This is a genomic window from Anabaena catenula FACHB-362 (genome assembly GCF_014698735.1).
Taxonomy (GTDB): Bacteria; Cyanobacteriota; Cyanobacteriia; order Cyanobacteriales; family Nostocaceae; genus Anabaena; species Anabaena variabilis_A.
The window spans coordinates 283,849-310,427 of sequence record NZ_JACJTQ010000001.1 but is presented as its reverse complement, the minus strand read 5'-3'; the positions used below and the strand labels follow the sequence as shown (position 1 = coordinate 310,427).

At 39.4% G+C, this 26,579-nt stretch carries 32 protein-coding genes; 24 read left to right on the top strand and 8 right to left on the bottom strand.

From position 1 onward, the window contains the following. Positions 1 to 179: 179 nt before the first annotated feature. The 4 genes from H6G68_RS27845 (at position 180) to H6G68_RS01495 (ending at position 1,061) form a co-directional block, all read left to right on the top strand. Positions 180 to 287: a DUF6972 family protein gene (locus H6G68_RS27845; RefSeq protein WP_422595257.1), complete on the top strand. Its 108-nt coding sequence runs from the start codon at positions 180 to 182 to the stop codon at positions 285 to 287. Continuing rightward, on the top strand, positions 256 to 504 hold the full coding sequence (locus H6G68_RS01505) for a hypothetical protein (protein WP_190905007.1): 249 nt from the start codon (positions 256 to 258) through the stop codon (positions 502 to 504). The genes H6G68_RS27845 and H6G68_RS01505 overlap by 32 nt, the downstream gene beginning before the upstream one ends. 65 nt (positions 505 to 569) lie before the next feature. Beyond that, complete coding sequence (locus tag H6G68_RS01500) at positions 570 to 821, top strand: type II toxin-antitoxin system Phd/YefM family antitoxin (protein ID WP_190905006.1); 252 nt, start codon at positions 570 to 572, stop codon at positions 819 to 821. Between the two features lie 63 nt (positions 822 to 884). Further along, a complete protein-coding gene (locus H6G68_RS01495; protein ID WP_479686157.1) occupies positions 885 to 1,061 on the top strand; it encodes a Txe/YoeB family addiction module toxin in 177 nt (58 codons plus the stop codon). Between the two features lie 100 nt (positions 1,062 to 1,161). Here H6G68_RS01495 and H6G68_RS01490 read toward each other — a convergent pair whose 3' ends face one another. Together H6G68_RS01490 and H6G68_RS01485 are read right to left on the bottom strand one after the other, a co-directional pair. Next, complete coding sequence (locus tag H6G68_RS01490; protein ID WP_190905005.1) at positions 1,162 to 1,605, bottom strand: PIN domain-containing protein; 444 nt, start codon at positions 1,603 to 1,605, stop codon at positions 1,162 to 1,164. Positions 1,606 to 1,607: 2 nt separating this feature from the next. Beyond that, a complete protein-coding gene (locus tag H6G68_RS01485) occupies positions 1,608 to 1,895 on the bottom strand; it encodes a ribbon-helix-helix domain-containing protein (RefSeq protein WP_190905004.1) in 288 nt (95 codons plus the stop codon). Between the two features lie 492 nt (positions 1,896 to 2,387). Here H6G68_RS01485 and H6G68_RS01480 point away from each other — a divergent pair, with 492 nt between their 5' ends. Together H6G68_RS01480 and H6G68_RS01475 are read left to right on the top strand one after the other, a co-directional pair. Then, positions 2,388 to 2,945, top strand: a complete 558-nt coding sequence (locus H6G68_RS01480; protein ID WP_071191557.1) for a hypothetical protein — start codon at positions 2,388 to 2,390, stop codon at positions 2,943 to 2,945. Between the two features lie 77 nt (positions 2,946 to 3,022). After that, the gene (locus H6G68_RS01475; protein WP_071191558.1) at positions 3,023 to 3,667 is read left to right on the top strand and encodes a DUF3318 domain-containing protein; all 645 of its coding nucleotides are present in this window, start codon (positions 3,023 to 3,025) and stop codon (positions 3,665 to 3,667) included. A gap of 134 nt (positions 3,668 to 3,801) precedes the next feature. On the opposite strand, the gene H6G68_RS01470 is transcribed toward H6G68_RS01475, so the two are convergent. Continuing rightward, positions 3,802 to 4,599, bottom strand: a complete 798-nt coding sequence (locus H6G68_RS01470; RefSeq protein WP_190905099.1) for a 7-carboxy-7-deazaguanine synthase QueE — start codon at positions 4,597 to 4,599, stop codon at positions 3,802 to 3,804. A gap of 199 nt (positions 4,600 to 4,798) precedes the next feature. Between H6G68_RS01470 and H6G68_RS01465 the strand changes: the two genes are divergently transcribed. From H6G68_RS01465 to H6G68_RS01435, 7 genes are all read left to right on the top strand, one after another. Next, positions 4,799 to 5,848 carry an anti-sigma factor antagonist gene (locus H6G68_RS01465; RefSeq protein WP_190905003.1) on the top strand — a complete coding sequence of 350 codons (1,050 nt, stop codon included), beginning with the start codon at positions 4,799 to 4,801 and terminating at the stop codon, positions 5,846 to 5,848. A gap of 532 nt (positions 5,849 to 6,380) precedes the next feature. Next, entirely contained in the window at positions 6,381 to 7,652 is a 1,272-nt protein-coding gene (locus H6G68_RS01460; protein WP_190905002.1) for a glycosyltransferase family 4 protein, read from the top strand. A 345-nt stretch (positions 7,653 to 7,997) separates the two neighbouring features. Further along, complete coding sequence (gene rsfS / locus H6G68_RS01455) at positions 7,998 to 8,459, top strand: ribosome silencing factor (protein ID WP_127052519.1); 462 nt, start codon at positions 7,998 to 8,000, stop codon at positions 8,457 to 8,459. Then, positions 8,456 to 8,956, top strand: coding sequence for a CGLD27 family protein (locus tag H6G68_RS01450; RefSeq protein WP_190905001.1), 501 nt, complete (start codon positions 8,456 to 8,458; stop codon positions 8,954 to 8,956). The genes rsfS and H6G68_RS01450 overlap by 4 nt, the downstream gene beginning before the upstream one ends. Before the next feature lie 124 nt (positions 8,957 to 9,080). Beyond that, positions 9,081 to 10,034 carry an asparaginase gene (locus H6G68_RS01445; RefSeq protein WP_190905000.1) on the top strand — a complete coding sequence of 318 codons (954 nt, stop codon included), beginning with the start codon at positions 9,081 to 9,083 and terminating at the stop codon, positions 10,032 to 10,034. A gap of 564 nt (positions 10,035 to 10,598) precedes the next feature. Beyond that, positions 10,599 to 11,072 (top strand): SAM domain-containing protein, encoded by a 474-nt coding sequence (locus tag H6G68_RS01440; protein WP_190904999.1) that lies wholly within the window; start codon positions 10,599 to 10,601, stop codon positions 11,070 to 11,072. Between the two features lie 107 nt (positions 11,073 to 11,179). Then, positions 11,180 to 11,605 carry a group I intron-associated PD-(D/E)XK endonuclease gene (locus H6G68_RS01435; RefSeq protein WP_190904998.1) on the top strand — a complete coding sequence of 142 codons (426 nt, stop codon included), beginning with the start codon at positions 11,180 to 11,182 and terminating at the stop codon, positions 11,603 to 11,605. A 310-nt stretch (positions 11,606 to 11,915) separates the two neighbouring features. Here H6G68_RS01435 and H6G68_RS01430 read toward each other — a convergent pair whose 3' ends face one another. Then, positions 11,916 to 12,428 (bottom strand): DUF29 family protein, encoded by a 513-nt coding sequence (locus tag H6G68_RS01430; protein WP_190904997.1) that lies wholly within the window; start codon positions 12,426 to 12,428, stop codon positions 11,916 to 11,918. A gap of 152 nt (positions 12,429 to 12,580) precedes the next feature. Between H6G68_RS01430 and H6G68_RS01425 the strand changes: the two genes are divergently transcribed. Together H6G68_RS01425 and H6G68_RS01420 are read left to right on the top strand one after the other, a co-directional pair. Beyond that, entirely contained in the window at positions 12,581 to 13,999 is a 1,419-nt protein-coding gene (locus H6G68_RS01425) for a YcjF family protein (protein WP_190905098.1), read from the top strand. A gap of 179 nt (positions 14,000 to 14,178) precedes the next feature. Next, positions 14,179 to 14,385 carry a hypothetical protein gene (locus H6G68_RS01420; protein WP_190904996.1) on the top strand — a complete coding sequence of 69 codons (207 nt, stop codon included), beginning with the start codon at positions 14,179 to 14,181 and terminating at the stop codon, positions 14,383 to 14,385. A 218-nt stretch (positions 14,386 to 14,603) separates the two neighbouring features. Here H6G68_RS01420 and H6G68_RS01415 read toward each other — a convergent pair whose 3' ends face one another. After that, positions 14,604 to 15,110 carry a hypothetical protein gene (locus H6G68_RS01415; protein WP_190904995.1) on the bottom strand — a complete coding sequence of 169 codons (507 nt, stop codon included), beginning with the start codon at positions 15,108 to 15,110 and terminating at the stop codon, positions 14,604 to 14,606. A gap of 46 nt (positions 15,111 to 15,156) precedes the next feature. On the opposite strand from H6G68_RS01415, the gene H6G68_RS01410 reads away from it, so the two are divergent. Next, positions 15,157 to 15,642 (top strand): PIN domain-containing protein, encoded by a 486-nt coding sequence (locus H6G68_RS01410; RefSeq protein WP_190904994.1) that lies wholly within the window; start codon positions 15,157 to 15,159, stop codon positions 15,640 to 15,642. After that, entirely contained in the window at positions 15,626 to 15,850 is a 225-nt protein-coding gene (locus tag H6G68_RS01405) for a hypothetical protein (protein ID WP_199332471.1), read from the top strand. Before H6G68_RS01410 ends, H6G68_RS01405 begins: the two co-directional genes overlap by 17 nt. Positions 15,851 to 15,874: 24 nt before the next feature. Here the strand turns inward: H6G68_RS01405 and H6G68_RS01400 are convergent, their stop codons facing one another. Beyond that, positions 15,875 to 16,126, bottom strand: coding sequence for a hypothetical protein (locus tag H6G68_RS01400; protein WP_190904992.1), 252 nt, complete (start codon positions 16,124 to 16,126; stop codon positions 15,875 to 15,877). 661 nt (positions 16,127 to 16,787) lie between these two features. Between H6G68_RS01400 and H6G68_RS01395 the strand changes: the two genes are divergently transcribed. The 7 genes from H6G68_RS01395 (at position 16,788) to H6G68_RS01365 (ending at position 25,033) form a co-directional block, all read left to right on the top strand. Next, on the top strand, positions 16,788 to 17,918 hold the full coding sequence (locus H6G68_RS01395) for a DNA cytosine methyltransferase (protein ID WP_190904991.1): 1,131 nt from the start codon (positions 16,788 to 16,790) through the stop codon (positions 17,916 to 17,918). Between the two features lie 167 nt (positions 17,919 to 18,085). Beyond that, positions 18,086 to 18,772: a deoxyribose-phosphate aldolase gene (gene deoC / locus H6G68_RS01390; RefSeq protein ID WP_190904990.1), complete on the top strand. Its 687-nt coding sequence runs from the start codon at positions 18,086 to 18,088 to the stop codon at positions 18,770 to 18,772. A 241-nt stretch (positions 18,773 to 19,013) separates the two neighbouring features. Continuing rightward, positions 19,014 to 19,919: a DNA repair protein RecO gene (gene recO / locus H6G68_RS01385; RefSeq protein ID WP_190904989.1), complete on the top strand. Its 906-nt coding sequence runs from the start codon at positions 19,014 to 19,016 to the stop codon at positions 19,917 to 19,919. After that, a complete protein-coding gene (locus tag H6G68_RS01380; RefSeq protein WP_422595291.1) occupies positions 19,906 to 21,561 on the top strand; it encodes an MFS transporter in 1,656 nt (551 codons plus the stop codon). Before recO ends, H6G68_RS01380 begins: the two co-directional genes overlap by 14 nt. Before the next feature lie 343 nt (positions 21,562 to 21,904). Continuing rightward, the gene (locus H6G68_RS01375; RefSeq protein ID WP_190904987.1) at positions 21,905 to 23,059 is read left to right on the top strand and encodes a glycosyltransferase family 4 protein; all 1,155 of its coding nucleotides are present in this window, start codon (positions 21,905 to 21,907) and stop codon (positions 23,057 to 23,059) included. Between the two features lie 671 nt (positions 23,060 to 23,730). After that, entirely contained in the window at positions 23,731 to 24,699 is a 969-nt protein-coding gene (locus H6G68_RS01370) for an orange carotenoid protein N-terminal domain-containing protein (RefSeq protein WP_190904986.1), read from the top strand. A 184-nt stretch (positions 24,700 to 24,883) separates the two neighbouring features. Beyond that, a complete protein-coding gene (locus H6G68_RS01365; protein WP_190904985.1) occupies positions 24,884 to 25,033 on the top strand; it encodes a hypothetical protein in 150 nt (49 codons plus the stop codon). A 402-nt stretch (positions 25,034 to 25,435) separates the two neighbouring features. On the opposite strand, the gene H6G68_RS01360 is transcribed toward H6G68_RS01365, so the two are convergent. Further along, on the bottom strand, positions 25,436 to 26,233 hold the full coding sequence (locus H6G68_RS01360; RefSeq protein WP_190904984.1) for a peptidase: 798 nt from the start codon (positions 26,231 to 26,233) through the stop codon (positions 25,436 to 25,438). Positions 26,234 to 26,239: 6 nt separating this feature from the next. Then, on the bottom strand, positions 26,240 to 26,473 hold the full coding sequence (gene secG, locus H6G68_RS01355) for a preprotein translocase subunit SecG (RefSeq protein ID WP_016952978.1): 234 nt from the start codon (positions 26,471 to 26,473) through the stop codon (positions 26,240 to 26,242). Positions 26,474 to 26,579: the final 106 nt, after the last annotated feature.

The following is a 26,579-nucleotide window of genomic DNA, read 5'->3' as shown; positions in this document are numbered from 1 at the left end:
CGAACCGCGTTCGCGTAGCGTCTCGAAGAGAAGGCGCGAAGGACGCGTTCGCGGTAGCGTTGCGTAGCAAAGAAAGAAATAAAAGATCAAAAAATTTGGCGCTGGCTCACAAAGAAATGGTATAAGTAGCGATCGCAATTTAGTTATAGAATTAAGGATAAAGAACTGTAACTAATTAAATGAGTGGAATAGATATTAATGGCAGTCAAATTCCTCTGCATTATGGTGAAATAAAAGTCACTGGAGATAGATATCATGTCATTCCCCGCACCCGACCTAGCCAATAACTGGCAGTTTACAGAAATATGGGTTGACCCTACCTCCGTACCACCCTATATTTTGATGTTGCTTGGTGACGATAAAAATAATTTTTGCATTTTAGATCCCACAGAAAATTACAAGATAGTTTTTGCTTGTTCCAGTTATGAAGAAGCAAAACTTTGGTTGCTTGAGGATGAATATGAGCGTGTGGAAGGTCGAGTTTTAGCGGAACAGGTAGCTTAATTTATTCAAATAATAGAGTTAGAATAGAATAAGAACATCTGACTTTATCAGAGTAATTAAAAATTATGCTCAGTGGAATTAAACAAAAGGCTATTGTCGGTAAAGATGGCAAAATTGAACTATCTACCACTGAAATACCAGCAGGAACAGTTGTAGAAGTTATTATCCTAGTTGAATCACCTATTGAAGAAGATGAAACTACCTATCTTCTCAAATCAGAAGTTAACAAAAAACATCTGCTCAAAGCTATGGAAAATGTAGACAAAGGTAACTTAATTTATGTTGATTTAGATGAATATGAAAAAAGTAGCATTTGAACCCGAAACTTTTGAACAATTAGGTGAGTGGGGAAAGGAAGATAAAAAGTCTTTAAAAAAATCTTGGAATTAATTAAAGATATCCAAAGAGAACCATTTTCTGGGATAGGTAAACCAGAACCACTAAAATATGAATTGCAAGGTTACTGGTCAAGACGAATTACAGATGAACATAGATTAGTTTACAAGATAGAAGGAGATTTATTAATTAATATATCTTGTAAATATCATTATGATTGATAAAAGATGATTACTGAAAAATACAAAATTGTTTTTGCTTATTTCAGCTATGAATAAGAAAAATATTATAAACTACCAAGCTAACCAAAGGTATTGCTCTTTACACTGTATTTGGATTAATAGCTATAATTCCCTCAGAGGTATAACGGTTAAAATCACCTGTATTGAATGTCAGAATGTAGGTAATATTATTAGCCTTCATCGTTGCAGCAAGACGCGCATCATGCACTTGAACACCTGATACACCAAATTTTACAACTAATTTACGCCACTCTGGGTAAACTGTAGGTATATCAGATAATAAGGGAAAAATCCGCTCAATTAATCTTAACTGTCTATCTGCATCTTTGGGTGTTAAACCAAATCCGTTTTTTGTAGCTGGCCTTGTAGCAACATTCCAAAACTCAGCACAATTCTGGGGAGTAGTTAACATTATATTCCCATCATTCTTCAGCTTTCTAACTGCATTTCTAATCACCGTATTTAATGGATCAGTGCGCTGCACAAGGCGCAATAAAATATTCGTATCTACTAAATATTCCACTGTTAAGGATGATCCTCATAAATACTTTCACGACTAACAGCATAATCAGACAAAATAGGCACAGTTGCACCCACGCACGCTGCAAAATCATCAGCTAATTCATCTAAAGTAGTTTCAAATTCTTCCTGATTTATCAGCAATTTCTCGAAACTTCCTTTACTTTTCCGCTGTGCTTCTTGAATAATTAACTGTTGTAAATATTCACTCGCTGAATTATAACCACCTTCAGCAATTTGTTGATCAATAAATTTTTTCAGTGATTCAGGTACAGAAATATTAATATTGGTCATTGTTCTCAACTTAGGTTTAACTAGGTTACTTAATATATTAACATTTTAGAGTTACAAGAAAAGGTAAAAATCTCATTTTGTAAAAATGTTCTAAACTGTATTGGCTTTTCATTTTTATGGGAATGATCCCTTGCAGAGTTCTATGATTTTCCCATATCACATCAGTACATTTGTCAACAAAAGCAAATAACAACAGCAAATTAGTTCCCTACACCAAGATAATGAGCAAATAAAGTGATATATTTTGTCCAGTACCACTGGAATTGGTGAGGCGAAAATTCTTGATTAACTGCGCTCAAACATGAGTTGAGAGAATTTTCGGTACTCATGCTCACCTTAACCTGTAAAATTAGGGTATTTCTGGCTTAACTGGTCGAATCTAGATAAATTATCCACTTCTTCAAGAAGAAGCTGCACCAATCTAAATCAATGCCCATAGCAGGTTAAACTAGGTCTGGTGACAGCCGCTCCACCGTTCCTTATGAGGCTTTTATGGGAGCTAATCTGAAACAGATAGCCAATTACTTAGACAACCTTGGCTGGGAATACCGTTTTGATGATGATGAAGACAGGATTATTACAGGTGTAGAAGCTGAAAACCTAGAAGATTTTCTGATAGTTGTCCAGTTGGATGAACAGGGAAAATTTTTCCGAGTTTTTGCACCTCAAGTTCTGGCAGGAGTTAAAGAGCATCCTCACAAAGCATCTATCCTCCAGACAATGCTGGCCATTTCCTGGGAAACCAAAATGCTGCAATGGGAGTATGATCCATCCGATGGTGAAATTCGTGCCATTATTGAGTTTCCCCTAGAAGACTCAATTCTCACAGAAAGACAATTTCACCGTTGTCTGAGTGGATTAATTCAGATTGTTGACAGCATAGCTTTACCCCGCTTACAACAAGTGATGGTAACAGGTCACGACCCAGGTAATATAGAACTCGGTGAAAGACTGTTACTCAGTATTCAGGAAGAAGCCCCAGGATTACTGGATTTGCTAGAAAAAGCAATGGAAGCTCGGAAAAAACGGGGAAGTTTTCCGAATGAGTGAGGCGGATTATCACTGAAATAGCTATACTCCAAAGTGATACCCTCACTATATACTAAAATTTTTTAGGGCTGGATTTTATGACATCCTATGCAACCTCCTCAGCCAAAGCGGAAATGAGTGAACTCCGTCGGTTGAAAAGCTTACTACCACCAGAATTACAAAGTTGGGTCACGGTTGAAGGCACAACTGAGGTTAATCCACCCCTGGTCCGCTGCGAAGAAATTGGTAAAGACCAAGTAGAAATTCAAATCGACTTGGTGAAATGGGATGCTCTAGCAATGGATCAGCGTAATCTCCTGTTCTGGCACGAAGTGGCTCGCGTTCAAAATGACACGATTCCCAAAGATGGTTGGGAAATGGCAGCACTGGCGATTGGATTAGGTGGTGCTGTGGGTGAATTATGGGTACAGGATGGATTGCTGCTGGTGTTAGCTTTGGCGCTGTGTGGCGTTTCCGGTTGGCGACTCTATCAAAAAAATAACGGAGACAAGCAACTCAAAGAAATACTCGATGCAGACGAAAAAGCGATCGCTCTAGCAACTCGTTTTGGTTACAGTCTCCCCAACGCCTACAAGAGTTTAGGTAGTGCTTTGAAAACCTTAGTTGAAAACACCCCTAGCAAGCGTCAGCGTTCTCGATATGAAGCCAGATTATCTGCCCTTAAACGCAGCGCCAACAAAGCCAAAACCAAATCTAAAAGCATGGACGAAGGTGGACTGTAGAAGAGATGGGGAGACGCTCCAGATGGGGAGATGGGGAGATGGGGAGATGGGGAGATGGGGAGAAATAATTACTTCCTGCCCCCTGCCCCCTGCCCCCTGCCCCCTGCCCCCTGCCCCCTGCTCCCTGCCTCAACTTACATCTGATTGAGCATTTTATGAGTCTGGGGAATCACTCGTACTGACTTCACAAACTGCTTCATCAAAGCTTGCCATACTAAGACTTGATCCGGAGTCGGCGCAGTAACCGGTACTTGACTGAATTTTTCCGGATCTGCCAAAGGCGTAACAGGTTGTAAAAAGATGGGGATATCCTGACTGACCGCAGCGACCAACATAGCTGAACGTTCCAATTCCGCTGGCTCTGTCTTTTGAGAGACGATAATTTTGACAAAAATTTCTAAATTTGCATCAAAACAAATTTGGAGAAATTTTTTATGTTCTGTCCAATAAGTTTCGCCGCTGACACTAGGGAGTTTTAAATCCATACCTACAGAATCTAGGTAAGGAAGAATCAGACCAAGTTCTTCGGGGCGATGTCCGCCTGTTTCCAAGTATATGGGTAGATGAGTGAGCGATCGCACGATGGGTAGAAATTGTGCCAAAAATGGGGCATGAAGAAGTGGTTCTCCCCCCGTTAAGCTGATGCTATCGTGTAGAGAAGGTAGATTTTGCCTTTCCACCCATTCGATTAAAATGGGTAATGGAACCGGATTAGAATGAATTTCAAAGTCTCGTAATCCAGGTGAACGCTCTATCTTACACATAGAGGGTGCATTCCATGTATGGGGACTGTCGCAAAAGTGACAACGTAAGTCACAAAGACCAAAGCGAATAAAAATCTGACGTGTCCCGACATTCAGTCCTTCCCCTTGAATAGCAGAAAAAACTTCAACCAGGCGTGCGGTAGGTTTAACTCTAGTTTTAGCAATCATGAGATGATAGATAGCAGCGCGATCGCACTGATTTTGCACAACAACAAGTATGTTTTTAGCTTCTTGTTCTATTGTGAACCCTAGCTGAAGATCTCCCATCTCTGAGCGAAAAACTAGCCACTTGTCCTTAATCCTACTGTTTAAAAATTTGGTTAAGTAATTTTCTAGGACAAAACAATGTTTGGCAGATTAGATTTAGATGGCAACTAAAGTGCAAAGCTTCATGAGTAGCCAATCCACAGAGGCAGATTTCCCAGTTACCTACCTGAACGACACAGCAACAGTGCAGGTCTGTAAGCGTTTAACCGTGCTTGAAGCTGTCGGCTTTAAGCAAACCTGCCAAAACTTAATCCAAGGTGATTCAAAACCTCAGCAGGTTGTCATTGACTTCCAAAATACTACCTTTATGGATAGTAGTGGATTAGGGGCTTTGGTGAGTAATTTCAAATATGCTCAGGAAAAAGGAACCGCATTCGCACTTCGTAATGTTACTCCTCAAGTAATGGCAGTGCTAAACCTGACTGGATTAGATCAGGTATTTTCTATTGAGTCTCTAAACAGCGTCGAACCAATAGAATCTATTCACCCTGGAGATAGTCGGAAGAATGTTGCTCGGAAAATAGATCCGTTACCCCAAACTCATCCTTCTGTGGCCTCGTGGATGAAAAGGCTAATTGATATAGCGGGATCATTGATAGGTTTAGTAATTACAGGGTTTTTATTCATTCCGATTGCGATCGCCATTCAACTCAACGATCCCGGTCCGATTTTCTTCCGTCAAATCCGTTGCGGTTGGATGGGTAAACATTTTGCTATTTGGAAATTTCGCTCCATGTGCGTGGATGCCGAAGCTAAAAAATCTCAAGTCAAAAACCAAGTCGAAGGTGCTTTCTTTAAAAATGAGAATGATCCCCGAATTACAAGGGTAGGTCGCTTTCTACGACGCACAAGTCTCGATGAATTACCTCAATTCTGGAACGTCCTCAAAGGGGAAATGAGTTTAGTTGGTACTCGGCCACCTACCCCTGATGAAGTGGAACGCTATGAAGTACCAGAGTGGCAACGTTTAGATGTTAAACCTGGCATGACCGGCGAATGGCAAGTAAACGGTCGCTCGACAGTACGCAGTTTTGAAGATGTAATTCGCCTAGATTTACAGTATCAAAAAAATTGGACTTTAGTTTACGATTTAAGGCTGATTCTCAAAACCATAACCATATTGTTTAACAGAAACAGTGGCGCAGTTTAACAGTTATCAGTTATTACTTAATCAGTTATCAGTTTCATTACACTTTCTAAAGTCCTCCACAAATTAGTTTTCTGGCTTTGGTGGCTTGTCTAAATACCCCACCTTTCTGCCCTCAGAACTTTTCACTGTTCGCTGTTTAAGCTAAAACTACCAAATTTAACTTCTGAATTTACCCAAGTCTATTTTATGGCTCTGGGTAAATTTTGCTTTTATAGCAGTTGCCGATCCGATTAATTGTCATACACTGTATCCTTTATTACATAGCTTTTGGTATAAATAAAAACTTTTTATGCTTAGACTTAAGAGTAAAAGCTCAAAAAAACAAAGTCCGAAATTGACATTATGGTATGGTTACTAAAAAAACTGCATCTTCTTTAAAAAGCTGATATCAAAATTTACATAATCTTCAACGAAAAGTTACTGACAAGAAAGAAGTATAAAGAGATAATGAGATATTATGCTCCAAAGTGACTTTGAAGACAAATACTTATTGTCATTCAACAAAAAACCAGGGAACTCCGACTAATTTGTTATGCGGATTTTAATTTACTCCTACAACTACCACCCAGAGCCTATTGGTATTGCCCCACTAATGACTGAATTAGCAGAGGGACTGGTGAAGCGTGGCCATCAAGTACGCGTAGTTACAGCTATGCCCAACTACCCTGAACGTCAAATTTACCAAGAATATCGCGGCAAATTTTATGTAACCGAACATAAAAATGGTGTTCAAATCCAACGCAGTTATGTGTGGATTCGTCCACAGCCCAACCTGTTAGATCGGGTGATGCTAGATGGTAGCTTTGTAATCACCAGTTTTTTTCCGGCAATCATCGGCTGGCGGCCAGATGTCATTCTTTCCACATCGCCATCTCTGCCAGTGTGCGTACCAGCTGCACTTCTAGGATGGTTACGCGCTTGTCCAGTTATCTTAAATCTACAAGATATATTACCAGAAGCAGCCATCCACGTCGGCTTGCTAAAAAATAAATTACTGATCAAAATATTTACAGAATTAGAAAAATTTGCCTACGCCTCCGCCACGAAAATTAGCGTTATTGCTGATGGGTTTGTAGAAAACTTGCTCTCCAAGGGTATAGCAGCCGATAAAATTATCCAAATTCCCAACTGGGTTGACGTGAATTTTATCAGCCCATTACCAAAAGAGGATAACCCCTTCCGCGCTACACATAACCTAAATGGTAAATTTGTGGCCTTATATTCAGGGAACATCGCCCTGACACAAGGCTTAGAAACAGTGATTAAAGCTGCGGTAAAACTACGTGATATCACAGAAATTGCCTTTGTGATTGTTGGCGAAGCCAAAGGGTTACAACGTTTACAACAGCAGTGTCTAGACTGGGGTGCTGATAACGTTTTATTATTACCCTTTCAAGCCCGCAAAGACTTACCACAAATGTTGGCAGCCGCAGATGTAGGTTTGGTAGTGCAGAAGAAAAATGTCATATCTTTCAATATGCCCTCCAAAATTCAAGTGTTACTTGCCAGCGGCAGCGCGTTAGTGGGATCTGTACCTGAAAATGGTACAGCCGCTAGAGCGATTAAACAAAGTGGTGGTGGAGTTATCGTTCCTCCAGAAGATCCCCAAGCCTTAGCGATGGCAATTTTAGACCTCTATCAAAACCAAGAAAAGTTGAAAACCCTAGGTGACAACAGTCGTAAATATGCTGTGGAAAATTATTCCTTTGAGCAAGCTTTAAATCATTATGAGTCGTTGTGTTACTCTTTAACCGCAGACGGTAAAGCAATTGGTCCCAAAGCCGTGAGAAAACAGGAGGTTTAACTAATTCGTAATTCGTAATTCGTAAACAGGGAATTCTTAATTTTCCTCGCGTCCCCGCGTCTCCGTGTCTTGAGCGTCCCCGCGTCTCCTCATCTCCCCATCCCCGTGTCTATTTAATTGACATAGCCTATCGCAAATAAGCGCTACTGGTGCATTGTGGCAGAAGTTTCCCCGCTGTCGTAGAATGTGGCGCTCAGAGGGGCTAATTGTCAAACATCTCCCATAAACACTGATTTTTTTGTTAGTATTCAAAAAAACGTAATCATAAATTAGCAGTGAGTTTGCTTATCAACAATAAGCAAATTGAACAAGTTCTTATAAAAGGAAAAAAGCACCTGAGGTTGAATGACTGATTATTTCCAAGGAAATTTCCCATTACAATCCGTCCCTCTGACAAAGAATACAGTAAGCAGTTCAATAGCTGAAACTGAAGAGGTGAGCGGAAAACTAGCTAGAACCATCGCCGAAGCAGGCTCGGAACGCAAAGCAGGAGAGATTTTATTGCTCAGAGTAGTAGATGTCTCTTATCTATCAGATTACTTTGTGATGATGACTGGCTACTCTAGAGTACAAGTAAGAGCGATCGCTCAAGCAATTGAGGCCAAAGTCGAAAGCGACCTGCAACGCCGCCCCTTAAGGACAGAAGGAAAAGCTGAGGGAAGTTGGGTGCTACAAGATTATGGTGACGTGATCGTTCACATCATGATGCCCAAAGAACGAGAGTTTTATAATTTAGAAGCGTTCTGGATTCATGCAGAACGGATTTCGCTACCAAACTCCGATGACGGTGAGGGTAAGCCAAGATGATGAGATCCTCGGTTTCTAATTGCCCCGTTCCTACAGAGCAACAACCGCTCAATGAATACGAAGAGCTAAAAAACTCCTGGCTATTTCGAGATAGCATCTTAAGCAGGCGCGGGTATCTGACAAAAATTTTTTGGATTTGGGGTTGGTCGTGGCTAGTAGCAGGGCCAGTAGCTGCGGCCAGCTTTCCTCCACATAAGTATATTGTTCATTTTCTCCTTTGTGGAGCCGCAGCAGCCAGTTTGGGGGTAGTGTTGGTATTGGTGCGGTTGTATTTAGGCTGGTACTATGTACGCGATCGCCTTTACAGTCCTACGGTCTTCTATGAAGAATCAGGCTGGTATGACGGACAAACCTGGACAAAACCCCAAGAAGTCATCTCCCGCGATCGCTTGATTGTCTCCTACGAGATTAAACCCATCCTCCAACGCCTACAAATTACCTTTGCTGGCTTGGCGCTCATGTATCTGATTGGTACTCTAGTTTGGCATTTTTCGTAAATTAGTCATTAGTCATTAGTCATTGGTCATTAGTGTTACACAACTGACGACTGACAACTGACGACTGACGACTGACGACTAACAACTGACCACTGAATAATTCACAAATTATAAATATAAACCCATGACAATGGGAAAACGAACTCAAGCCACAGCACTGGAAGTCCGGTTGCTGCGGGAAGGTATTATCGAATCTCGGCATATAGTCCAGGCTGTTGTCAGCGACGAACGGGGACGGACTCTTTCTGTCGCTGGCAATGCTGAAACGGCCGCCTTTGTCCGTTCTGCCCTCAAACCATTTCAGGCGCTGGCTGTCACCACCACAGGCACACTGGAACGCTATGAACTCAGCGATCGCGACTTAGCAATCATCACCAGTTCCCACAAAGGCAGCATAGAACAGGTACGGCAGGTATTTAACATTATGTGGCGGGCTGATCTTGACCCCACTACGCTCCAATGTCCAATTCCTCAAGGTAAAAGCAGTCCTTTAGAATATAACTGCTCTGGTAAACACGCGGGAATGTTAGCTGTTTGTCAACAACGTCATTGGCCTTTAACTAGCTACTTGGATCGTAAACACCCAGTCCAGCAGTTAATTATCTCCAAAGTGGCAGAATTGCTGCGAATGCCAGCAGAAGAATTTCTCACCGCCCATGATGACTGTGGCGCACCCACATATTTGATGCAACTCAGTCAAATGGCATCTTTATATGCTGTGCTTGCCTCCAGCAGTAGCTTGGATATGGAACGCATTGTCCGCGCCATGAACCATCATCCCAACATGGTAGCTGGAGAAGGGGAATTTGACACCGAACTGATGCGCCTAGCTCCCAGCGAACTTGTCAGCAAAGCTGGTGCAGAAGGCGTGCAGTGCATCGGCCGACTTGGTGAAGGCATGGGATTGGCAATAAAAGTCATGGATGGAGCCAAACGGGCAAAATATGCCGTAGCCATTCACCTGCTGCAACAACTGGGCTGGATTACTCCCAGCGTTGCCCAGAGCCTATCTGAGAAGTTTATGAACCTTGGAAAATACAAGCGTTTGGAAGTAATTGGAGAATTATCGTTTTTATAGTTGACAAACTTTTGACTTCGAGTTATATTGAATAAGTCGAGAGACAAAAGCGACGCGGGATAGAGCAGCCTGGTAGCTCGTCGGGCTCAAGACTTAAGATTAACTAAACGCTTATCAGTTAGTCTTGTATTGGGCGGCATACGAAGAGATTTGTATGTGTTTATCTGTCAAACTCGGGGAAGCCAATAGCGCGGTAATCCCGAACCAAGCTCCAGAAATGGAGAAGGTGTAGAGACTGGGAGGCAGACACCCTAACGTTAATGACGAGGGTGAAGGGACAGTCCAGACCACAAACTAGTTTAACTAGGCAACGAAAGTTGTAGTTGGTAAGCATAACCCGAAGGTCAGTGGTTCAAATCCACTTCCCGCCACCAAATTAAAAAATCAAACCCTGTAATCTTAATTGATTGCGGGGTTTTGTTTTATGTACTATTTGAAGCCTATCGAAAAAAAGTAAATACTCCTCCATAAAGTATTTACTAAAAAATAAAACTATGAATAGTATTGACTAAAAATAAAAGTATGTACTAAAATCTTGAGTAAATACTTGACAAGGAAGTATGTATGAACATGGCACAACGAATCACAATCACTCTTCCTGATAATCTTCATGAAAGGTTGCAAACATTCAAAGAGAACCTTAACGTTTCTGGTATATGTCAACAAGCAATTGATTCAGCAATTCAGATTGAAGAAATTAAGGTAAAGACGGATATTCCAGCAATTGAAAAAGCGATCGCACGGTTGAGAAAAGAGAAACAAGAAACCTGTGAGAAGTGGAAGCAAATAGGTTTCAAGGATGGGGTAACAGATGCAGCAGAGGAACTAGATTATCAAACAATTAAGTATATTGGTGAGGGGGGAGATATACATAAGCGTCTTCCCGGAGTCAACGATGAACCACCTGTAATTATGTGGCTTCAGCATTTTAACTGGGAAAGATATGAGGAGGAATATAACTTTAACTCTGAAATTTATACACAAAGCTGGATTGAAGGTGTTATCCATGTCTGGAATGAAATTAAAGACAAGCTTTAATTTTTGAATTTCTTGACTTCAAAAATTACCTAATTCTAGCTAGAGAAGTTATCTGTAGCTTCCCAAGCTAGATGTTTAGAGTATGTATTGTATTCAGTTACGTTAATATGGACACAAAGCTGAGAGGAGACATAGCAGAACAAGCTGCTATTCTTCATGCTTTAAAACGTGGTTGGGGAGTTTTAAAACCTGTTGGTGATAGACTACCTTACGATTTAGTATTTGACGTTGGGGGAAATTTAATTAAAATACAAGTCAAATATGCTTGGTTTGATGAACCTTCTGGTAATTATGTGGTAGATAATCGCCGCACGAAAACAAATAGACGGATAATGGTTAGAGATGTTTATCAGCTGTCAGACTTTGATTTTGCGTTGGTATATGTAGAAAATCTTGATCTGTTTTATATTTTTCCTGTGGATGTGTTCATTAGCTATGGTAGTGAAATACATCTTGTAGAGGCTGAAAAAAGACAGCGCAAACCTTGTTCAGTAGAATATCGCAATGCTTGGGAATTATTCCACATTTCATAGAAGACACTCCACTCAAAAAAGTCCATTTCATCTCCTAATTTACCTGATTTAAATTGCTGGTAAAAACTGCTTGATGAAATGTGATATTGTTTTTCAAATTGTTTTAAACGATTTTCTAAATCTAAGATATTTTGTTTGCTTGATTGGTTAACTGTCGGAGATGTTGCTAAGTTTGTAATTTTAAATTCTAATAGTTTTCTTTCTTCTTCAGATAAAGATAAAATAATTTGGGCTAGAGATTCAACCAATTTTGTATTCATATTCATTTACCTTAAATTTTAATATTTTATTTTGGCATTATTTGATAATTCTAGCCATTGTTCCAATCTTCTCCCCCTGGTAATTGAACAAGGTAATTATCTATAATATCTGGTAATTCTCTATTTTGATAGTTATATGTCATTGCTAATAACTCAGTTGCATTTAATATTAATTGGGGTTTATTTAATATTTGCGAAAGTTGCTGTCTTTTTAAAGTACCATTCAAGACCTCTAAACTTGCATCTCCTATTGCTAGTGTAACTTCATCCTCAAGCCAAGTTTGCCATTCATCTTGATTGATGTAATGAGATTTTTTATTATCTTTCAAATTCACATCTTGAATCTCTACAATTGCATAACGAATAGAAGCAGCCCAAGAATTTGTTAATCGCTGTTCTATTTGATTCTTGATTAAATGTATCAACAGAATCTTTAAAAAAGATTTAATTTGCCGCAAAATAGCCTTTTTACTCATTCCCTCTAATTCATCCACAATTGCTAAAGCATCTGTGTAACGTCCTTCTGTAATACTATTTCTGAGGTCGATTAATTCCTGTGTCATCTGTATTAACCTCAAGTTATAAATCAGTGAATATTTATTCAACTAGTGCCTAATTGTATTTTATAGTTAAATCTGTTTACCTGTGGCACTCCCAAAAGCAGGTTTTGATCTATTCTGAAGATAAAGCTATCCAAGCGCGGAGAATCAGAATTGTGAAGTTACATAAACCAATATTGGTGGGAGGACTAGGATTGTCCTTTTCCCTGTGGATGTTAGACACTTGGCATGATTCAATAGTTCAAGTGGGAGAATTCGGACTCCTGAGTGCTTTAGCTGTGGGTGGGGGTTTGTGGTTATTACAGAAAAATCGCCCTGATGAGCAGCTAAATGATATGGTTGTAGATAGGGCATCTGTAGAAAGTGCGATCGCTCAAACCGGAGTTGTAATTAATCAACTCGCACAAGAAGCCGCAAACCATCCAGCTTTAGAAAGCCTACGCCAACAACTTGCTAAGTTACCCTTAGAGTTAGACAGACGAGAAATTCAAGTTGCTGTCACTGGTGGTAAGTCTGTAGGTAAAAGTACAGTTATTCAAATTCTCAAGACGTTAGATACAACGTCTCTACATTTTTCGGAAACAGCACCTTTGTTTACAGAACTGGGTGAAAATTCAAATGTAGCTATTTTGTCAGAAGTGCAAAAATCTGACTTCGTTTTGTTCCTGACAAACGGTGATTTGACAGACTCAGAATTTCAAGTTTTACAACAACTAAAAGCTGTAAAACAGCCGACATTGCTGGTTTTTAATAAACAAGACCAGTATCAAGTAGATGAACGTGCTACAGTTTTGCAATCATTGAAACAAAGAATGCAAGGTAATGTAGTCGCAACTGCGGCTTCTCCCGTTTCTGTGAAAGTGCGGAAACATGAAGCTGATGGTTCTGTGCAAGAATGGATGGAACAACCAGCACCAGACATTCAACAGTTAACGCAGCAGTTAGGGGAAGTTTTAGGACAGCAAGGAAAGCAGCTAGTTTGTACGACTACTCTACGGAAAGTGTTATTGCTGAAAGCTGAGGCGAAAAATTATTTAAATGGGGTACGGCGCGATCGCTCTACACCCATCATAGAACAAAATCAGTGGATAGCTGCTGCTGCTGCTTTTGCTAACCCAATTCCCGCTTTAGATATTTTAGCAACTGCGGCCATTAATGCTCAAATGGTAATGGATTTGGGTAATATTTATCAACAAAAAATTTCCCTAGAACAAGCGCAACAAGTAGCCAGAACTATGGGAAGCTTAATGTTGAAATTAGGTTTAGTGGAACTTTCTACAAGGGCTGTTACTGGTATTCTCAAAACTAACGCTGTTACTTTCGTTGCTGGAGGAATGGTGGAAGGAGTGAGTGCAGCTTATTTGACTAGAGTTGCTGGGTTAAGTTTAGTTGAGTATTTTGAACAGCAAGAAATAGCTTTAGAAACAGGAAATGGTTTGAACTTGGAAAAATTACGCCAAGTTCTACAAACAGTATTCCAGCAAAATCAAAAAATGGCTGTTTTGGAAGCTTTTGTTAAGCAAGGTGTGAAACGGTTGTTACCGGAAGCGAAGCCAGTTGAAGTTGTCGGATAATTTCGCACCAAATCAGAAATTTGAAACCCGCTTTCAGTGGAGTTATTCCTAAATACAAAGCGGGTTTTATTTTTCAAATTGGAGAAATTTAAGGCAATTTTGAACAGATTGATGGTGGTGTAGCAGTTATTCTCATAACATCTCTGATTTTCTCAGATGTTTACACTATTTGCGAACCTATGACACCTCAAGAATTTTTGGACAATTTGGCTACAGCCGCAACAGATCCAGAAAAAATCATCGTTTTTGCACGATACTTAGATACAACCGCACTAGATCATGCTACAACTCCACGATGGAGAAGTATTCCTCACAGTACAGAAATTCAGTTCGCACTCAATAATATTGCTTTTCATTTAGAAGCACTTGCTGAAAAAGGCAATTAATGAAGACAATACTCGATAGGTTGTCTTCAGAGATACCTATCAAGTAATAATATTTTTTTTTGGATAAATTCGCGCAAATACCTATTATTTTGATTCCCATCTCAGTGAATTACAGGAATAAAGAATTAACCGCAGATAGAAGAGAATAAACGCAGATAAATGCAGATAATTTTGTACCTCTGTAGACTCAGAAAAGCTATTATCAAGTTATAAAATAATTAGTTTAATTGACGATGAACTGCAAATAGACAATCATTGTATTGTTTGTCAACTTCAAGATTTGTAAACGCCCAAGCAAATTTATAGGGTTTTTGATATTCTCCTAATATATTGATTCGGTGACAAACATTAGGAATTTTGGTCAAATATCTGGGTTCTAAAGGTACATCACAAGCAAATATACCTTTAACTCTGTGTGTCGTACCTGTTATACCTGAGCTATAATTAATCATGATTGCCACATAGTATCTATCCTCTGATGTATGGAGGACTTGAACTAAGTCATCATGAGTAATACCTAGCAAATGATCAGGTAATTTCAAGGCTTCGCTGGTATCTAAGGGTATATTTTGAGTTTTAACCCATTCGAGAATTTCCTGAGATTTTGTCAGTGCTGCACGTTTGCGGAAAAAATATTTAATCTCGACAAAGAAATTACTGATCCAGTATATTATATATAGCGATTTTAAGACCAATCCGGTGAATATTCGTTGTAAATTAAACATTTATTGTTTTCACCCTTTATAGTTATGATTCAGATGATTAAATATCATGATTACACAATATAGAATATATTTTGACGCTTGTTGTCTGAATCGTCCATTTGATGATCAAATGCAATCTCGTATTTATGTAGAAGCACAGGCTGTTATGACAATTCTGAGTCAATGTCAATCAGAAAATTGGAAATTAATCAACAGCAGTGCTTTAATCTCCGAATTAAATCAAACACCTGATTTAGAAAGACTACAAAACGTCAAAAAATTACTCTTGATTGCTAAAATTAAAGTTATTAATAGCGTCTTCATTGAAAACAGAGCCACCGAACTTCAAAAATTAGGATTCTCCAGCTATGATGCTACTCACATTGCAAGTGCTGAAAGAAGTCAAGCAGATATATTCCTGACAACAGATGATAGACTTCTTAAAAAATCTCAAAAATATTCTCAATTAATTAACGTAAAAATTAACAACCCTGTGCAATGGCTCGCAGAAGTAATACAAGTAGAGGAAAGCAATGATGAAAACACAAAATGAAATTATTAAACAAGGCTACGATGCATTAATAAATTCTCTGGGAGTTGCCGATACTATTCGGTTTATTCAATATTTCAGTCCAGGTAAAGGAGACTATACAAAAGAACGTCATCAATGGCTAGATGAAAAAACTTTAGCAGATGTGTTTGGGGATATCAAACAATTACCGGAAGACGATTTCAATCAATATGATGAAATAATTCATTAGGTCAAGTTTCTGAAGTAAGTTTGATTAAAAACTATGTAAATTATTATCAGAGTATCCAAGACCAGCAAACACAGAAGTTGATTTGGCTTGCTTTTCAATGAGTTCTAGCAAGGCTTGATTGCAGCGTTCTGTAAGTTCTGGATATTTATTTCCTATCCATTCAAGTTCTGTTACACCAGCAGGATCACTAATATCAAATCCCAGATCAATCAATTCTTCACTGTGCTTAAATGCAAGATTGAAGATACCATCAAAATCTATAAATTTTTCATACATAGTTCTATTTTAGTAACACACCAATTTTAGATAGTGGGATAATATCACGCAAAGGCGCGCCAGCGAAGCGTATCCCTAACGGGAGCTGTAGGCTTTAGCACGAAGTGCGTTAGGCGCAAAGAGTTAAATCTTACGCTACGCAACTAAACCGCCTACGATTGAAATCGCAGGCTAATAGCCAAAGTCCACTAAAGTGGACTGAAAAGCAATCTTTAGTCTACTTTAGTAGACTTGAGCTATTAGACAGGGAATTTATTCCCTGGCGGACTGTGGGAGAATGAGAAGATGTGAAGAACAGTCGCTCTATCTCTCACTCAATAACGCACCTTTAAAAAAATAGTAGGTTGGGTTGAGAAAACCCAACACTAACATGGATCATCTTTGTTGGGTTATACCTTCAGCACACTAAAAAATCTTTGCGATTTAGGATTGCTTAAAAAAGTTAAGTATAAAGGTAAAAAGATTCTTTATGTCATGACATCTAGAAATGAGTGGAAAAACCCAGTGTATTCACAAAAACTAGAAGATGAACGTAAGAAATTTGAAGAATCTCTACTTTCACTAACCAAAAATAGCAAAGAAAGTAATAATGAATGATATCTTTTAATAATTATTACTGAAACTATAGATAAAAATATGCATAAAAGTCAATATTAATTAAATGGTTAATTGCCCTCTTATCTTCTCCTTTTTCTCCGGTTCAGGATTCCTCGACTTAGGCTTTGAAAACACAGACTATAAAATCGCATACGTCAACGAAATCTTCCCCCCATTCATGTCCGCATATCGCTATTCACGGGAAATTCTCAAACTCCCACAACCTGAATATGGATATCATCAAGGAGAAGCCGCAGACGTAAGCAAATTAATAGCAGGAACACCAGCACAACGATTAAAAGAATTAATCAAAGATTCCCGCAAATCAAATAATATAATTGGTTTTATCGGTGGTCCACCTTGTCCAGATTTTTCTATTGGTGGTAAAAACAAAGGACATTTAGGCGATAATGGTAAACTCTCATCTGCTTATGTTGAATTGATTTGTCAAAACTTACCTGATTTCTTTTTATTTGAAAATGTCAAAGGTTTGTGGAGAACAACAAAACATCGTTTATTTTATGAATCTTTGAAAATTAAATTACAAAAATCTGGTTATATATTAACAGAACGGTTAATTAATGCTATTGAATATGGTGTCCCTCAAGATAGAGACAGAATTATTTTAATTGGGTTTAAAAATAATTTTCTCAAAGATATGGGAATTGAATATGATTTTACATTTCCTTGGGAAAAATATATTAAATATTCTCAAAATAAAGTATTTGCATATCCTTGGAATAAAAGCCAAGCATTTCAAAAAGATTCTATAATTCCTTGTCCTGAAAATATTCCTGAAGAATTAACCGTTGAATATTGGTTTAGAAAGAATGATGTGCTAAACCATCCCAACGCCAAACATTATTTTCAACCCAGAGCAGGTAGAACTAAATTTGCTACTATTGAAGAAGGAGATGATTCTAAAAAGTCATTTAAACGTCTCCACAGATGGCGTTATTCTCCCACCGCTTGTTATGGGAATAATGAAGTACATTTACATCCTTACAAAATTAGACGTATTTCTGTAGCGGAAGCTTTAGCTATTCAATCTTTACCTGCTAATTTTTCACTTCCAGAAAATATGTCACTTACGAATATGTTTAAAACAGTTGGTAATGGTGTGCCATATTTAGCAGCACAAGGATTAGCTCAAAATATTCTTGACTTTTTAGCCACTGGTACTAAAATTACTTAATGTCAATTTTAATACCCTTATAAATTGAGAAACACTTGGAAATCCGACACACTAAACTAAGTTAACTGCCTGTTTTCAGGATAAACTCGTAATATATGTGGTTTAATATATAAGAAATGTTTTAATTTTTCATAAACTTTAATAATCTATCACAGGCAGAACAAACGATGGCAGCAGACTATCCAAACATTGATATTGCGCCATTTATCGATCACTCCCTCCTGTTACCAACTGCTACCCCAGAACAGGTGGCGCAGTGGTGTGATGAAGCATACAGGTTTAACTTTGCGACGGTTTGCTTGCAACCTTGTTATGTCAAGCAAGCAGTTGAACTTCTCCACAACAAAAACCCCAAAGTCTGTACGGTGATTGGCTTTCCTACTGGTGCAACAACTTCAGCCGTCAAGTTTTACGAAGCTCAAGAAGCGTTGGAAAATGGCGCTGAGGAGTTAGATTTGATGATTAATTTAGGCTGGTTAAAAGCTGGAAAAACTGAGGAAGTTCACCGGGAAATTGCTACAATTTGTGAAGTAGCCGGGCAATGTGTCAAGGTAATTTTAGAAACTAGCTTACTGACAGATCCGGAGAAAAGAATAGCTGCGGAAATAGCTATGGAAGCCGGTGCAGCTTTCTTAAAAACTAGTACAGGTTGGAATGGCGGAGCAACGGTGGCGGATGTGCAGATGTTGAAAGAAATAGCACGGGAACGGGTGGGAATTAAAGCATCAGGGGGTATTCGCACCCACAACGAAGCCCTAGATTTAATCATGGCTGGTGCGACAAGATTAGGCACATCTCGTGGTATTGATTTACTCCGTCAGCGCAATCACGTGGAAAAGGAAAAGAGTGAGTAGTCATTTGTTTTTGTAATTTGTTTTTGTAATTTGTCATTTATTTTGCCACTGATACCATTTCTTTGTGAGCCTGCGCCAAATTTTTTGATCTTTTATTTCTTTCTTTGCTACGCAACGCTACCGCGAACGCGTCCTTCGCGCCTTCTCTTCGAGACGCTACGCGAACGCGGTTCGTTTCCTATCTAATTTGGCGCATCTTCATAGAGAATTGGTATGACTAATGACTAATGACTAATGACTAATGAGTAGAACTTATAAAGCAACTGGCATTAATCTCAAAACTCAGGCGCTCGGCGAGTCGGATAAAATAGTCACAATTTTGACCCAAGAATTCGGTTTGATTCGGGCTGTTGCTCCAGGGGCGCGTAAACATAACTCCAGCTTGGGTGGTAGAAGTGGGATGTTTATTGTCAATGAATTACTGATTTCCCAAGGACGAAATTTAGATACAATTACTCAAGCGCAAACTATAAAAACCTATCCAGGTCTAACTAAAAACTTAGGAAAATTAGCTGCTAGTCAATATTTAGCTGAAATAGTCTTGTGTCAGGCTTTAAGCGAACAACCCCAAGAAGAACTGTATGAATTATTTAATGAACATCTTCAGCGGTTGGAAAGTTTACCTAAAACAGAAGGATTAGATGTAATTGCACATCTAGCTCAGGGAATATTTCATCTTTTATCTTTAGCAGGATTAACGCCGCAAGTCCAAGTTTGTTGCTTAACCCAGCTTCCCCTCATCCCCGACTTGACAAACCCTAATTGGAAAGTAGGATTTAGTGTTCCTGCGGGGGGAACGGTTTGTTTACAGGCTTGGGAAGGTTTACGAAAAGAAAGGGAAAAAGAAAGAAGAAATTTACCCAGTCCCCAATCAGCAGTCACCAATCTCCCCAACCCTAGCTATGAAACGGTTGTGCATCACCAAGATATACCAGTGATTTCTGGTCGTCTGAATGCGAAAGAACTGTTTATGCTCCAACATCTGTCGCAACCAGAGATAATACAAATAGATTCAGCCACAGATTCTGGCTGGTTATCTGTTGAGCAAATTTTGCGCCAGTATGCCCAATATCACTTTGGTCGCCCTATTCGCTCTGCCACCTTGATCGATTCCTATTTTGCCACCAACCATGATGCAATCGTCTGATTTGGATAGAAAAATCCTGCCTCTGTCACCCAGCCAAGCTAAAAACAAAAATAGGGTATCAGACAGTACAACACCCAATGACCTCAGTTCTGTTTCCCAACTTCAGGTTAGTCACACTAATAGCCAAGTTAATAGCCAAGAAATGTCCCCCAAAGATGTTTCTCAGCATCAAAATTGCAGATCAGAACTTCCCTTAACTGATCTTCCTAAACAATCAGAAACAAGCTCGGAAGTATCAGTAACAACTCCTGAAAGTAATGGCAAAGGTAATGCTACTCAGGAAAATTTACAAGTAGCGAGCGAACCAGAAACATCACAATTAAACGGTTCAGGTTCAGGTGGAGAATCACCATCAGAAAATGTAGAAAAAAAAGGGTTTTTACCTGTATTAAAAAACCCAAATTTCCTGGCTCTTTGGGGTGGTCAGGTTTTCTGTCAACTGGCTGATAAAGTATATCTGGTGCTAATGATTGCTTTGATTAATAGCCAGTTTCAACAGAGTGATCAAAGCATTAGTGGTTGGGTTTCGGCGTTAATGATGGTTTTTACCATTCCAGCGGTGCTGTTTGGTTCTGTGGCTGGGGTGTTTGTAGACCGCTGGTCAAAAAAAGTTGTGTTGGTAGCAACGAATATTTGGCGCGGTATCCTGGTTTTAGCAATTCCGTTCCTACTATGGTTAACTCAAGATTGGCAACCTGTAGGAGTTTTGCCGGTGGGTTTTTTGATCATTTTGGCAGTTACTTTTTTAGTTTCTACCCTAACCCAGTTTTTTGCGCCAGCAGAACAGGCTGCAATTCCCTTGGTGGTGGAAGAGCAGAATTTGCTTTCGGCTAATTCCCTGTACACAACTACGATGATGGCATCGGTAATCGTGGGCTTTGCTGTGGGGGAACCGCTGTTAGCAATAGCTGATGGATTGTGGTTACAAGTTGGGGGTAGTGGTGGACTGGGTAAAGAAATTGTCGTTGGTGGCAGTTATGCGATCGCAGGAATTATTTTATTCCTACTCAAGACCAATGAACAACCCCACCCCCCAGAAACCGAATTCCCTCATGTTTTCTCTGACTTGCGCGACGGTTTATCTTACCTCAAAGAAAATCATCGGGTTCGTAATGCTTTATTACAACTGATCATCTTATTCTCTGTCTTTGCAGCCCTAACTGTTCTAGCTGTTCGCATGGCAGAAATTATTCCCAACATGAAAGCCTCCCAATTCGGCTTTTTACTAGCATCTGCTGGGGTGGGTATCGCGGCAGGGGCGACGATTCTCGGTCAATTTGGTCAACGCTTCTCCTATAGGCAACTCAGTCTCTGGGGTTGTCTAGGCATGGCAGCATCTTTGGTTGGTCTTTCCGTCTTCACAAGTCAGCTATGGGCAGCACTACTGTTAGTTGCCCTTGTTGGTGTCTTTGGCTCATTGGTAGGTATTCCCATGCAAACCGCTATCCAAACAGAAACACCCCCAGAAATGCGGGGTAAAGTCTTTGGTTTGCAGAATAATGTGATTAATATTGCCCTCACCCTACCGTTGGCTTTAGCAGGTGTAGCAGAAACCTTTATTGGTTTAAAGGCGGTCTTTTTGGTATTAGCTACAATCGTCTTCTTTGGAGGTATATTAACCTGGTATAATTCCCGTGATTAGCTATTAGGTTTGAGATCATCAATAACTTAATAAAACAATTGGGTTTCGTGCTAAACTTAAGCCAGCCAAAATCAATGAAATACTTGCTGTGAACTAGACATGATGTTGATTAAGTTGTGATCAAGTAAGTTAATTAGTAACTTATAATCAGCATATACAAAGCCACAACCACACTAGTTTAATTGACTTAAATATAGGCTCTATTTAACTAGTATATGATATTACGCATCATGGCTAAAAATTCAGCAAGTATAACGAGATAAAAACAGCTAATTATAAGAAACCAAATAAATTAAACTTAAACCCAAACCTAAAACCGCTTGACTTTACACCTAACCAAAGAATGCACATAGCCTGGATTGGAAAAAAAACGCCCTTTTGTGGCAATGTCACCTACAGTCGAGAAATTACCAATGCATTAATTTCACTAGACCGGGGACACAAAGTAAGTTTTCTTCACTTTGCTCAAGAAGAATCTGAACTAGATAAATGGCCAAATTTAAAAGAAGTTTCTTTACCGTTTATTTATAAGTCCCAGGTTTATACAATTCCCGCTTTCAATGCAACTAAAGTATTGAAAGACTCTCTGCGGGAAATAAAACCAGATATAGTTCATGCTTCATTGACTCTATCAACTCTGGACTTCGTTTTGCCAGAAATTTGTCAAGAATTAAATTTGCCCCTAGTTGCTACTTTTCACACTCCATTTGCTGGTAAAGGTGCAAAACTAATATCTGGGACACAATTTTTGGCTTATCAACTCTACGCACCGTTTTTAGATAATTATGATCGGGTGATTGTTTTTTCCCAAATTCAGCGTGAATTGTTATCAAGTATGGGTGTGGGAGAACACAAGATAGCGGTAATTCCCAATGGTGTGGATACGACTAAGTATTGTCCTGGTGTTTCTCAAGTTAAAGCAGAATTTGGCGCGGAACGCTTATTTGTTTATCAAGGTCGCATTGCCCCAGAAAAAAATGTAGAATCCCTCTTGCGGGCTTGGAGGCAATCCAAGATGGGAGTTCATAGCAAGTTGCTGATGGTGGGTGATGGCCCATTGAGAACATCTTTAGAACCGTTTTATGGCGCGGAATACGGTATCATCTGGCTAGGATTTATCGCCAATGAAGAACGCCGCATAGAAATTTTACGGGGAGCAGATGTATTTATTTTACCTTCTTTGGTAGAGGGTTTGTCTTTATCTCTGTTAGAAGCAATGGCTTGTGGTTTGGCTTGTATAGCTACGGATGTGGGTGCAGATGGGGAAGTATTAGAAAAAGGTGCTGGTGTAGTTATTAGTACGAAAACAGTGCGATCGCAACTCAGAACAATTTTGCCACTGTTCCAAGACCACCCAGAGTTAACAACACTGTTGGGACAAAAAGCGACAAAACGAGTATTAGAACGCTATACCCTTAGTAAAAATATCACTCACTTAGAAGAACTTTATGCAGAAATGTTAGCACAGCGACCTGTACCCCTAAGTCGGGGTGCTTAGGAACAAGTCTCATAGCAGGTGACAGTTAACAGGTGACAGGTGACAGAGTTAAAAGTCTGTTTGTATCTAGGTTTTATCATTAGTTCACGTCCTAACCACCTTGGCGGTTGCTATAACAATTCAAAACAGAGCCAAGTCTCTACATAAAGGATACAGTGAGGGATTTCAACCCTGGCTGTAGCAATATCCCACAGGGTAACTGGAGCGGAGCCACGTGTAGACGAAGTAGACGGGAATATTTGTCGTTGGAGATTTGCTGAAGACAGTACAGTAAATCTCCGATCCATATTTGAGTATTTATGTCAATTCGTAATATCAATAGCTTTACAATATTTAAGAATTTAGTTACAGTTCTTTACATAGAAGATAAACCTCTAAGAAAAAAACTGTACCAATTACAGTTTTGTTATTGATCACCAAAGGTAAATTAATACCTTTTCTATTCAACTAAAGATTTACCTGAAAGACAGTTCCCATACTAACTGTGGTCTCTATGTCTACTGACTTAGTTGCCGCCAGAATTTTGGGTTGGTCTCACCTCATTTGTAGTAATAGAAGTCTTGCAATAAGAAGAGTTGATGAGGTTTTTTAGCAAAAAATCTTAACGTAAAGCTCCTTCTCAGCAAATTTCAAAGCAGCTAATTAACAAATAATAATTGGAGATTTCTCTCATGGCTTTGACTCTTCAGTCCGCTCAAAGTATTTTTTCTAACACTCAAGTTCCTAGTCTGATTCCAGCAACTATCGCACTATTCGATCAACTTAACGTTGATGACCAACTAGCATATCTGTGGTATGCCTACACTGAAATGGGTAAGACCATTACTCCCGCAGCACCTGGAGCAGCACGCTTGCAACTAGCAGAAACTCTGCTAACCCAAATTAAGCTGATGTCTTCTGAAGAACAAACAAAAGTAATGCGAGATCTTGCCAGCCGTGCTGATACCCCTATTAGCCGTTCCTATGGGTTCTTCAGTGTTAATACCAAGCTGGCTTTCTGGTATGAGTTAGGAGAATTGATGAAAAGTGGACTTGTCACTCCTATCCCAGCGGGTTATCAAATGTCTCCTGGTGTGAAAGTAGTGCTAGAAGCCACCCAGAAACTTGATCAGGGTCAACAAATCACAGTACTGCGTAATACCGTAGTCAACATGGGATTTGATACTTCTGAACTTGGCCCCAGTAGTTACCCCAAAGCCCCAGCAGAACCAGCGTTTCAACGTACAACACCAATTATTTCCTCTGTCAAAATTGACGGGATTACAGAACCTGCTGTATTGGGCTACATTGAAGCCATGAATGCAGATAACTTTGATGCGGCTGTTGCCCTATTCACTACCGACGGTGCGCTACAACCTCCATTCCAAAAGCCGATTGTTGGTCCAGAAGCGATCGCTAAATATATGCGTGAGGAAGCTCAAGGACTGAATATGATGCCCCAACAGGGTATTTGTGAAGTTCAACCAGATGGTTCCAAGCAACTGAAAATCACAGGTGTAGTCCAAACTCCTTGGTTCGGTGTGACTGTCGGCATGAATATTGCTTGGCGGTTTTTAATCAATCCCCAAGGTAAGATTTTCTTTGTAGCAATCGATATGTTGGCTTCTCCTCAAGAACTATTAAATCTGCGTCGGGTTTAATAGATTCGCCGGAATTCCCCTTCCTCAGCATAAGCAGGAAGGGGATAGATAGCCGAGTGACGACGAAATCCAAGAATCCCCGTCTATGAGAGAGCGGGGAGTATCAAAAAAAAGTCAATATCTCCACAAGTTTTCCACAATTTACATTTAAATTTGAGAGTGTCAACCAGCAAACCAAAAAAAAATGTTTTCCATTACCTCATATTTCAACAAAAAATCAACACAATCTTCTATCGATGCAAATCATGCCAGTGAAGAATCCCAAGAAATTCTGACTTTAGAAGATTTGGTAGAAATTTTAGAGAAACTAGATCAATACCTACAAACTACATAAGTGCAGAGGCGCAGTGTACTAGTACCACAGAGCGGATTAAAAATTAAAACTTAAACATTAAAAAAGCATTAAAAAAGCTTATTTCATCAGCTTTTCACCTATTTAAAATGGTAGCTAGATTCCTGCCACAGTGTACTAGTACCGCAAGGTAGAATTAAAATCCATACACTGAAACAGCAGATTACACAAACTTTTTAACAACTTTTAATATAAATTTATTTCTGCCTGCACGAGGGACAATATAGTTAACAGCAGCCAAGACAAAATTCACCCGCCACAACTTTATTGAATTTTGAATTGTTTATATCATGTTCGCTTAATTGTTGATCAAAAAAACTCTCCGTGTCTTGAGCGTCTCCGTGTCAGTCCTAATTATAAGTCTTTAACCGAACACGATATTACTCACCATCCCAAACTCGTAGGCTGTTCATATATACGCTTTAAAGTATTCACATCTCGCGCCGAAATAGAAGGTGGTTTGCGAACTTGGGAAAAATACAAAACATCAGTTTGCAGGGGACTATGACCCCAAATTCCCAAAGCATGGCCGAGTTCATGACGTGCAGCAGCTTTCGCATATTCGCCAGTTTGACTAGGACTCAACAAGATAGTAAAACGGTGTAATAAAATATTATTATTATTAGTGTATGTCTCGTAGCTAGTTAAAGCAGAACGCGCACGGGGAATTTTACTATGAGGTTCAAGTTGTAAAGGTGGCGCTTTTCTGAAAATTTTAATATCAGCAATTTCAGCTTTCTCAACTACCTCCAAAGGTAAATACACACTCCACTCTTGAACAGCTTGCAGAACATTATTAACCCATAGTTGTGACTGTTCTGTATTTATTCCTGTGGGTATTTCTATCTTCACCTGCACGGGAAAGCGAGACCAAATTAAATAACCAACTTCTGTAGGTGTGATTTTGTCAAAATAATCCCCTCTGTTCGTCTTGTTTTCCCAACTTGCGAGGGTTGACGGCAAAGGATGGACTTTTTGTATGAACTTTTCCCCTAAACTGTAACTTGTAGAGATGTTGTGGGCAACTTCTCCGAATTTAGAGTTCACAACAGCGCTAGTTTGAAAGTTAGTACAAATAATTAGCAGTCCTGTAATTATCGCTAAAGTCAGGACTGCTAGTAACCTCTGCAAAACTAAGTTTGTTCGGGTTTTAGATATGAGGTTTTGGGTGATTTTCCCCATTTTTACTTATTTAGGCAACCAATTGGCACTTAAAACCACTGTTAAACCCAGAAAAATTACTACTAATGCCCAAGTAATACGATTTAATGTATTTTCTGCACTTTTGGTACTGCTGAACAATTGAGCTTGTCCACCAATTGCACCAATACCATCACCTTTAGGGCTGTGCAGCAACACGAGGATTATTAATCCTAAAGCGGAAAATGCCCAAATACCTTGCACGATGTTAGTAATTGCCATATTAGAAATGTCGTTTATAACAAGTTTGAAAATGGATGAGTTCTTGATTTATCAATCCTGTAGTGGTAAAGCGCATTGCTAAACCTTAAAGACTGCTCTCTTTCCC

Bases quoted from the DNA above. Each gene is read 5' to 3' on its own strand.
- H6G68_RS01485 (WP_190905004.1), bottom strand. From the start codon at position 1,895: ATGACCAATATTAATATTTCTGTACCTGAATCACTGAAAAAATTTATT.
- rsfS (WP_127052519.1), top strand. From the start codon at position 7,998: ATGACTGATTATTTCCAAGGAAATTTCCCATTACAATCCGTCCCTCTG.
- H6G68_RS01360 (WP_190904984.1), bottom strand. From the start codon at position 26,233: ATGGGGAAAATCACCCAAAACCTCATATCTAAAACCCGAACAAACTTA.
- H6G68_RS01410 (WP_190904994.1), top strand. From the start codon at position 15,157: ATGATTACACAATATAGAATATATTTTGACGCTTGTTGTCTGAATCGT.
- H6G68_RS01375 (WP_190904987.1), top strand. From the start codon at position 21,905: ATGCACATAGCCTGGATTGGAAAAAAAACGCCCTTTTGTGGCAATGTC.
- recO (WP_190904989.1), top strand. From the start codon at position 19,014: ATGAGTAGAACTTATAAAGCAACTGGCATTAATCTCAAAACTCAGGCG.
- H6G68_RS01470 (WP_190905099.1), bottom strand. From the start codon at position 4,599: ATGATTGCTAAAACTAGAGTTAAACCTACCGCACGCCTGGTTGAAGTT.
- H6G68_RS01400 (WP_190904992.1), bottom strand. From the start codon at position 16,126: ATGTATGAAAAATTTATAGATTTTGATGGTATCTTCAATCTTGCATTT.
- H6G68_RS01370 (WP_190904986.1), top strand. From the start codon at position 23,731: ATGGCTTTGACTCTTCAGTCCGCTCAAAGTATTTTTTCTAACACTCAA.
- H6G68_RS01480 (WP_071191557.1), top strand. From the start codon at position 2,388: ATGGGAGCTAATCTGAAACAGATAGCCAATTACTTAGACAACCTTGGC.
- H6G68_RS01420 (WP_190904996.1), top strand. From the start codon at position 14,179: ATGACACCTCAAGAATTTTTGGACAATTTGGCTACAGCCGCAACAGAT.
- H6G68_RS01430 (WP_190904997.1), bottom strand. From the start codon at position 12,428: ATGACACAGGAATTAATCGACCTCAGAAATAGTATTACAGAAGGACGT.
- H6G68_RS01405 (WP_199332471.1), top strand. From the start codon at position 15,626: ATGAAAACACAAAATGAAATTATTAAACAAGGCTACGATGCATTAATA.
- H6G68_RS01440 (WP_190904999.1), top strand. From the start codon at position 10,599: ATGAACATGGCACAACGAATCACAATCACTCTTCCTGATAATCTTCAT.
- H6G68_RS01505 (WP_190905007.1), top strand. From the start codon at position 256: ATGTCATTCCCCGCACCCGACCTAGCCAATAACTGGCAGTTTACAGAA.
- H6G68_RS01450 (WP_190905001.1), top strand. From the start codon at position 8,456: ATGATGAGATCCTCGGTTTCTAATTGCCCCGTTCCTACAGAGCAACAA.
- H6G68_RS01460 (WP_190905002.1), top strand. From the start codon at position 6,381: ATGCGGATTTTAATTTACTCCTACAACTACCACCCAGAGCCTATTGGT.
- H6G68_RS01435 (WP_190904998.1), top strand. From the start codon at position 11,180: ATGGACACAAAGCTGAGAGGAGACATAGCAGAACAAGCTGCTATTCTT.
- H6G68_RS01475 (WP_071191558.1), top strand. From the start codon at position 3,023: ATGACATCCTATGCAACCTCCTCAGCCAAAGCGGAAATGAGTGAACTC.
- H6G68_RS01445 (WP_190905000.1), top strand. From the start codon at position 9,081: ATGACAATGGGAAAACGAACTCAAGCCACAGCACTGGAAGTCCGGTTG.
- H6G68_RS01365 (WP_190904985.1), top strand. From the start codon at position 24,884: ATGTTTTCCATTACCTCATATTTCAACAAAAAATCAACACAATCTTCT.
- secG (WP_016952978.1), bottom strand. From the start codon at position 26,473: ATGGCAATTACTAACATCGTGCAAGGTATTTGGGCATTTTCCGCTTTA.
- H6G68_RS01500 (WP_190905006.1), top strand. From the start codon at position 570: ATGCTCAGTGGAATTAAACAAAAGGCTATTGTCGGTAAAGATGGCAAA.
- deoC (WP_190904990.1), top strand. From the start codon at position 18,086: ATGGCAGCAGACTATCCAAACATTGATATTGCGCCATTTATCGATCAC.
- H6G68_RS27845 (WP_422595257.1), top strand. From the start codon at position 180: ATGAGTGGAATAGATATTAATGGCAGTCAAATTCCTCTGCATTATGGT.
- H6G68_RS01465 (WP_190905003.1), top strand. From the start codon at position 4,799: ATGGCAACTAAAGTGCAAAGCTTCATGAGTAGCCAATCCACAGAGGCA.
- H6G68_RS01380 (WP_422595291.1), top strand. From the start codon at position 19,906: ATGCAATCGTCTGATTTGGATAGAAAAATCCTGCCTCTGTCACCCAGC.
- H6G68_RS01395 (WP_190904991.1), top strand. From the start codon at position 16,788: ATGGTTAATTGCCCTCTTATCTTCTCCTTTTTCTCCGGTTCAGGATTC.
- H6G68_RS01415 (WP_190904995.1), bottom strand. From the start codon at position 15,110: ATGTTTAATTTACAACGAATATTCACCGGATTGGTCTTAAAATCGCTA.